The organism is Mycobacterium sp., assembly GCF_036490025.1.
Taxonomy (GTDB): Bacteria; Actinomycetota; Actinomycetes; order Mycobacteriales; family Mycobacteriaceae; genus Mycobacterium.
This window is the reverse complement of sequence record NZ_DASXEP010000099.1, coordinates 1-6,142: the sequence shown is the minus strand read 5'-3', so window position 1 is coordinate 6,142 and position 6,142 is coordinate 1. Positions and strand designations below refer to the sequence as shown.

Here is a 6,142-nt window from a genome sequence, read left to right as displayed (position 1 = left end):
CTCCACTCGTTACCTCCTTATCGCTGACGTCAACTGCCCCTGCGGTGATGCCATACACCCAAGGCACCCCCCAACCGCGAAACGTGACCTCTTCGGCGCTGTTGTAGCCGGCATCACCCAATGGGCGAGGTGGTGGATGGCTTCGAGGTGCATGTCACACATCGGGGTGAAGTCTCGTCCAGCATTGGAGGACGAAACCATTGGAGGACGGCAGATGATTCCTATCGGAACCCCGGCACGGATATACCTGGTCACGATCACGGCACTGATCGGACTGCTCACCGCTGCGATAGGGGTCTGGTGTTTGATCGATCCCCGCTCGTTCGCCGAGTCGGTCGGGTTCCCCCCGCATGAGCACTTCGTGCATGACGTCGGCGCGTTCCAGGTTGGTCTTGGCGTCATGCTGCTGCTCGCGCTGATCTGGTCGGATGCGTTGGCCACCGTACTTGCCGGATACATCGTCGGGAACACCGTGCATGCCGTGAACCACTTCGTGGATCTCGACGGTTCGGCCCTCCAAGCGTGGGCGCTGGCCGCGGCGTCGGTGCTGTTGGTCATCGCGTTCGTGCTGCGGTTACGTCAGCTCGGCTATGTGCTGGGCCACGTCAGCGTGGCGACCGAGCCGCTGTTGGTCCCGTTCGTTCGGCAGAAGACGATCAGGCTCACCACATTTCGTAAGGATGGAACCGCTGGAACCAGCCCCGTCAGCATCGCGGTGGACGGAGACCGTGCGTACTTTCGGACTTACGAGCAAGCGATCAAGGTACGCCGGATCCGGCGCAACCCGAATGTCGAATTCGGTTCGGCGACGATGTCAGGCAAGCCGATCGGGCCAATGCTGCCGGCGCAGGCGCAGCTGCTGGAGGGCGCCGAGTATCGACAAGCAGCACGGCTGCTGCGCCGCAAGTATCCCGTCCTTCACGGCGTGGTGGTCCCGTCGATACATCGGCTGATGCGGTCCAAGTACGGACGGACCATGCATGCCGAGTTGATTCCGCCGCAGTTGTCCGAACGCGACGCAGCGGCCAAAATTGCCTCGACCGTCTTTGACGAAGTTCGCTAGTTACCATACCTATTCGGCTCACGACGATCGGTGCACGTCGAACTCGATGGGCAGGCTCAACGGCCCGCTCAGGCTGACGATCGGTTTCCACGGCACCGGCCCAACGATCCGCGGGTTGCGCAGTCGGGCGGTCAGAACATTCAGCGCTTCGGCGATCTCGCGTCGCGCCAGATTGGCGCCCAGGCAGTAGTGCACGCCGCCGCCGAAGGTCAATATCGCCGGTGCGCCCTCGCGGGTGATGTCAACGCGATCGGGATCGTCGTAGACGGTCGGATCACGATTGGCCGCAAAGGTATTCATCAGCACCATGGTTCCGGCTGGGAAGAGATAGCCGTCAAGCTCCACGTCGTCGACCACGAGGCGCAGGGTCCCGCCCGCGATCGGCGAGTGGCGCATGGTCTCCTCCACGGCGTGCATGGCCAACTCGGGATTGTCCCTGAGCAGCTCCCACTGATCTGGGTGCTCGCAGAGCACCTGCACGGACGCGGCCACTTGGTTGCGCGTGGTGTCGGTTCCCGCCAGCAGCAGGCCGCCCGCGAGCATGCGCAGTTCGGCGGCATCAAGGCGATCGCCGTCATCCTCGGCGCGGATCAGGTCGGAGAGCAGGTCGTCGGTCAGGGTGTGGCGGCGATGGGCGACCATGTCGTCGACGTAGTGGTCGAGCTCTCGCCATGCCCGCATGACGACGGGCTCGAGTTGTCGAATGTCGGCGGAGAAGCTGAAGGCTTTGAAGATGTCGTCAGCCCACGACGAGAACTGCCGCCAGTCTTCGCGGGGAGCGCCGAGCAACGCGCAGATGATCGGGACGGGGTAGGGGCGCGCGAGGTCGGCGACCACGTCACACCGGCCCTTGTCGGCCACCTGGTCGACCAGACCGCTCATCACGTCGACCATGGCATCGTGCAGGCGCGCAACCGTACGAGGGGTGAACGCCTTGGAACACATTCCGCGTAATCGGCGATGCGTCTCGCCCTCCATGCAGAGCAAGCTGTTCATCACCTTGTCCCACAACGGGCCCGAGGTGACGCCTTGGGCCTGCAGGACGATGCCGGGCGGCGGCTGGAACCGTTCGTCGCGCAGCACGGCACGGACGAGCTGATAGGAGAGCACTTCGGGTCCGAACGGGCCTAAAGCGAGGGGCGCCTGCTGTTGCGCCTCCCGGAATCGCGGGTAGACCTCCGCGGGAGTCTCGTCGGCGCCGTAGCTGAGCGTGGGCAGATCGGCGTCGAAAACACTCGGCGGAACGGTACCGACGGTCATGACGGTCTCCTTCGACTCGTCCGACAGGCCTTGTCAGCATAAAGCCGGCTTCCGCGCCCACCCGAAAACGCCGGTAAACTACACATATGTAATTCGGCGTCGAGAGGGCGCGCGCCCTCGCGGCACATTGAACGGCGGCTGATGGACCCACTCAAGATATGCAGTGTTGAATTCGACGATCGGGATCCGTACCGGGCAACCTTCAACGTTCACCTGTCCCGCGACATGACGGATTTCGAGCGTCAGACGCTGCCGCCGCTGCTCTCCTGCGGTTTTTCCCCGTCGGAGGCCCGGGGCTCCGCGGCGGTGGCCGTCAGAAACGCGACGATCACGGTGATCGAAGACCACCGAGACCTGCTCAAGCAGATCGTGGCTGAGGCCGAATCATTGGCCAGGACAATGGAAAACGAGCAGCACGCCGTCGCCGCCCAAATCGCGGCCCGGGTCGAGGGTGTCCGGCAACGCGCCGCCGCCATCGACTGGAGCTGAAACAACGGTCGCATACTGAACCCATGCCCGCACTTCGGCTCCTGGTTGTCCTGTTCCTGCTCGGCGCTACCAGCTGCGATGCACGCGCCGGCGCGGACGTGCCCCCGCTGAGTCCCCAAGCGCGCACAGCGGGATTCGTCGACGTGCGCTCCGTGGTGCCCAACGCGCTGATCGACCTGCGTTATGCGACGCCGAGCAACTTCACCCACACGCAGCTCTACCCCGCCAATGCCCGCTGCCTGGTGCACGAATCGATGGCTTCCGGCCTTGCGGCCGCCGCGAAGGTGCTCGCATCGCAGGGGAACGTGCTCGTCTTTTGGGACTGCTATCGACCACACGACGTGCAGGTCAAGATGTTTGGCATCGTGCCGAATCCGGCCTGGGTGGCCAAGCCCGGCAACTATGCGAAGAGTCACGAGTCCGGCCGCTCGGTCGATGTGACGCTGGCCAACGTCAAGGAGCAATGCCCGCGTTGCCTCGTCGACATGGGCACCGACTTCGACGACTTCTCGCCGAGGGCAACGGCTTTCGCGACCGACGGTGTCAGCGCCGCCCAGCAGGCCAACCGAGGCCGATTGCGCGATGCGATGAGCGCGGGCGGCTTATCGGTGTACTCCGGTGAATGGTGGCATTTCGACGGCTCGGGCGCCGGGGTCCAGCGGCCCATCCTCGACGTCCCGGTCAACTAGCGCATCCCACCATATGAGATAGCTGTTTCGCATTATGAAACGGTCGGCGGTAGCCTTGACATTGACCACCCGATTCGAACGCAAGGGAGTCGCGCCGTGACGACAAAACATCAGGTCGTCTACACCCACGGGCATCACGAGTCGGTGCTCCGCGCGCACCGGGTGCGCACCGCGGAAAACTCCGCCGCATACCTGCTGCCGCATCTGCAGCCGGGAATGTCGGTGCTGGACGTCGGCTGCGGCCCCGGAACCATCACCGTCGACCTCGCCGCCAGGGTCGCGCCCGGACAACTCACCGCCATCGAAATGACCGATGACGCACTGGATTTGGCGCGCGCCGAGGCCCAGGCCCGGGGGCAGTCGAATATCGTCTTCGCAACCTCTGACGTGCACGCACTGGACGTGCCCGACGACAGCTTCGACGTGGTGCACGCCCATCAGGTGCTACAGCACGTGGCCGACCCGGTGCAAGCGCTGCGCGAGATGCGTCGAGTGTGCAAGCCGGGTGGTATCGTCGCCGCCCGCGACGCGGACTACGCGGGATTCACCTGGTTCCCGCAGCTTCCGCCGCTGGACCGCTGGATGACGCTGTATTCCGCGGCCGCGCGGGCCAACGGCGGAGAACCGGATGCGGGCCGGCGACTGTTGTCATGGGCGCAGCACGCCGGATTTGACGACATCACGCCCACCGCAGGCCTGTGGTGCTTTGCCACGCCGGAGACCCGGGACTGGTGGGGCGGGATGTGGGCCGACCGGATCGTCGAGTCGGCCCTGTCACGACAACTGGTCGACTCGGGGATGTCCAGCGCCGCGGAGCTGCGCGAGATCTCCACGGCGTGGCGGGACTGGGCTGCTGCTCCGGATGGCTGGCTTTCCATTCCGCACGGCGAGATTCTCTGTCGGGCGTAACGCGGCCGTCGTCTGCGCTGGTGACCGCATGATATTGGCATTCTCTTTTTTTGCAAGTACGTTATCGTCTGAAAGATAACTGCACTCTGACTGGCAGTCCCCATCGACCAGGGAGAACACGTGCGTCTCGGAGTAATGATCGGCGCCGAGCGCGGCGACCCGGCGCGCAAGGTCACCAAGATGCTCGCCGATATCGAGTGGGCCGAAACCGCGGGCGTGGACACCGCATGGATTCCCCAGGTGCCCAACGACTTTGATGCACTGTTGGCTGTCGCGCTGATGGGCAGCCGCACCACCCGTATCGAGCTCGGCACCGCCGTGGTGCCGCTGCAGGCGCAGCATCCAATTGCGTTGGCGCGTCAGGCTTTATCGACGCATGCTGCCACCGGGGGCCGGTTGGCGCTGGGAGTCGGGCCGTCGCACCACTGGATCATCCAGGACATGTTGGGCTTGCCCTACGAGAAGCCCGCCGCATATACCCGCGACTATCTGGAGGTTCTGCACGCCGCGTTCGGCGGGCCGGGGCCGGTCGACGTCGAGAACGAGCACTTCACCGTGCACAACCCGCTGGATCTCGCGCCGGTGGCGCCGCTGCCGGTGTTCGTCGCCGCGCTCGGCCCGGTGATGCTGGCGCTGGCCGGCGAGCACGCCGACGGCACGGTGCTGTGGATGGCCGACGAGCGATCCGTCGCCGAGCATGTGGTTCCGCGGATCACCAAGGCCGCCGGCGATGCCGGGCGCCCTGCGCCGCGGATCGTCGCCGGAATACCCGTATGTCTATGCGCATCAAGCGAAGTCGACGCGGCCCGCGACCGAGCCAACCGGATCTTGGGCGAAGCCGAGGTCTCGCCGAACTACCAGCGGCTGCTGGACTACGGCGACGCGCGCGACGTCGGCGACATCTGCGCCGCGGGCGACGAAGAGGCCATCCTGGCGCGGATGCGCCGGTTCGCCGATGCCGGAGTGACCGACCTGTCGGTGCGGCTGCTGCCGATCGGTCAGAACCGCGACGAGCTGGTCGCTTCCAAACGACGCACCCGCGAGGTCATCGCGGAGCTGGCGGCTGAACTGCGTTAACCGCCTGCCGGGTTGGTGTAGACGCGGGCCGGCGAGATAAGCACCGCGGTGCGACGTTGTTCGCGCATCACCCGGTCGTAGGTGTCCCAGTCGTCGTGTGTTCCGCCGGCTGCGGTGAAGATCTCGCGAAGCATCACCCGCAGCCGCTCGTCGTCCACGTCGGGGTGAGGGTCGTCGGGTCCGATCAGTTGCGCCGACCCTTCGACGGTGGCCCACCGCCAACCGGCGCGGGCCGTGACGGCGGTGCGCGGATCTGCGCGTAGGTGGGCCAGTTTGCGGGCGCCGCCGATGGCTACCAGCCCGACGACCGGCTCGTTGGTCAATGGGTGCGGCAGGACGCCGGCGTTGACCACCGACGCCTGAGCGCTGCCGTCGCGACGCAACGTGGTGAAGACAACGAGGCCCTGGTCGGCGGCGGCGAGCTTTTCGAAGGCTGGCAGGTCAGTCATAGCGGAAGGTCCTTTCCGGTTCTTCCTGTGTTTCAGCCCCGGAACGCCTCGTTCCATTCCCGACCGCGGAAAGTGCTGCCGTGCAGCGCTACTCGTACTCCACCAGGACCGACGGGGTGTCCGGCACGGCCTGGCAGGTCAGGATGTAGCCGTCGGCGATCTCGTCGTCCTCGAGCACGTCGTTGGTGCGCATCGTGGCGGCGCCC

The 6,142-nt window shown here is 65.6% G+C and carries 7 protein-coding genes; 5 read left to right on the top strand and 2 right to left on the bottom strand.

Features of this window, described 5'->3' with window-relative positions; all coding sequences use genetic code 11:
• The first annotated feature begins 214 nt into the window (after window positions 1-214).
• Complete coding sequence (locus tag VGG53_RS11010; RefSeq protein ID WP_331518093.1) at window positions 215-1,063, top strand: PPOX class F420-dependent oxidoreductase; 849 nt, start codon at window positions 215-217, stop codon at window positions 1,061-1,063.
• A gap of 18 nt (window positions 1,064-1,081) precedes the next feature.
• Here VGG53_RS11010 and VGG53_RS11005 read toward each other — a convergent pair whose 3' ends face one another.
• Window positions 1,082-2,323, bottom strand: a complete 1,242-nt coding sequence (locus tag VGG53_RS11005) for a cytochrome P450 (protein ID WP_331518092.1) — start codon at window positions 2,321-2,323, stop codon at window positions 1,082-1,084.
• Window positions 2,324-2,464: 141 nt separating this feature from the next.
• Between VGG53_RS11005 and VGG53_RS11000 the strand changes: the two genes are divergently transcribed.
• The 4 genes from VGG53_RS11000 to VGG53_RS10985 all read left to right on the top strand — a co-directional run bounded on the left by VGG53_RS11000 (window position 2,465) and on the right by VGG53_RS10985 (window position 5,487).
• Window positions 2,465-2,812, top strand: a complete 348-nt coding sequence (locus VGG53_RS11000) for a hypothetical protein (RefSeq protein WP_331518091.1) — start codon at window positions 2,465-2,467, stop codon at window positions 2,810-2,812.
• Window positions 2,813-2,835: 23 nt separating this feature from the next.
• Complete coding sequence (locus VGG53_RS10995; RefSeq protein WP_331518090.1) at window positions 2,836-3,501, top strand: M15 family metallopeptidase; 666 nt, start codon at window positions 2,836-2,838, stop codon at window positions 3,499-3,501.
• 96 nt (window positions 3,502-3,597) lie between these two features.
• Window positions 3,598-4,410: a class I SAM-dependent methyltransferase gene (locus VGG53_RS10990; RefSeq protein ID WP_331518089.1), complete on the top strand. Its 813-nt coding sequence runs from the start codon at window positions 3,598-3,600 to the stop codon at window positions 4,408-4,410.
• A gap of 120 nt (window positions 4,411-4,530) precedes the next feature.
• Window positions 4,531-5,487 carry an LLM class F420-dependent oxidoreductase gene (locus VGG53_RS10985; protein WP_331518088.1) on the top strand — a complete coding sequence of 319 codons (957 nt, stop codon included), beginning with the start codon at window positions 4,531-4,533 and terminating at the stop codon, window positions 5,485-5,487.
• Here VGG53_RS10985 and VGG53_RS10980 read toward each other — a convergent pair.
• Window positions 5,484-5,936, bottom strand: coding sequence for a TIGR03618 family F420-dependent PPOX class oxidoreductase (locus VGG53_RS10980; protein WP_331518087.1), 453 nt, complete (start codon window positions 5,934-5,936; stop codon window positions 5,484-5,486). The genes VGG53_RS10985 and VGG53_RS10980 overlap by 4 nt on opposite strands.
• Between the last annotated feature and the right edge of the window lie 206 nt (window positions 5,937-6,142).

Coding starts and splice junctions, on each gene's coding strand:
- VGG53_RS11010 (WP_331518093.1), top strand. CDS start 215: ATGATTCCTATCGGAACCCCGGCACGGATATACCTGGTCACGATCACG.
- VGG53_RS11005 (WP_331518092.1), bottom strand. CDS start 2,323: ATGACCGTCGGTACCGTTCCGCCGAGTGTTTTCGACGCCGATCTGCCC.
- VGG53_RS11000 (WP_331518091.1), top strand. CDS start 2,465: ATGGACCCACTCAAGATATGCAGTGTTGAATTCGACGATCGGGATCCG.
- VGG53_RS10995 (WP_331518090.1), top strand. CDS start 2,836: ATGCCCGCACTTCGGCTCCTGGTTGTCCTGTTCCTGCTCGGCGCTACC.
- VGG53_RS10980 (WP_331518087.1), bottom strand. CDS start 5,936: ATGACTGACCTGCCAGCCTTCGAAAAGCTCGCCGCCGCCGACCAGGGC.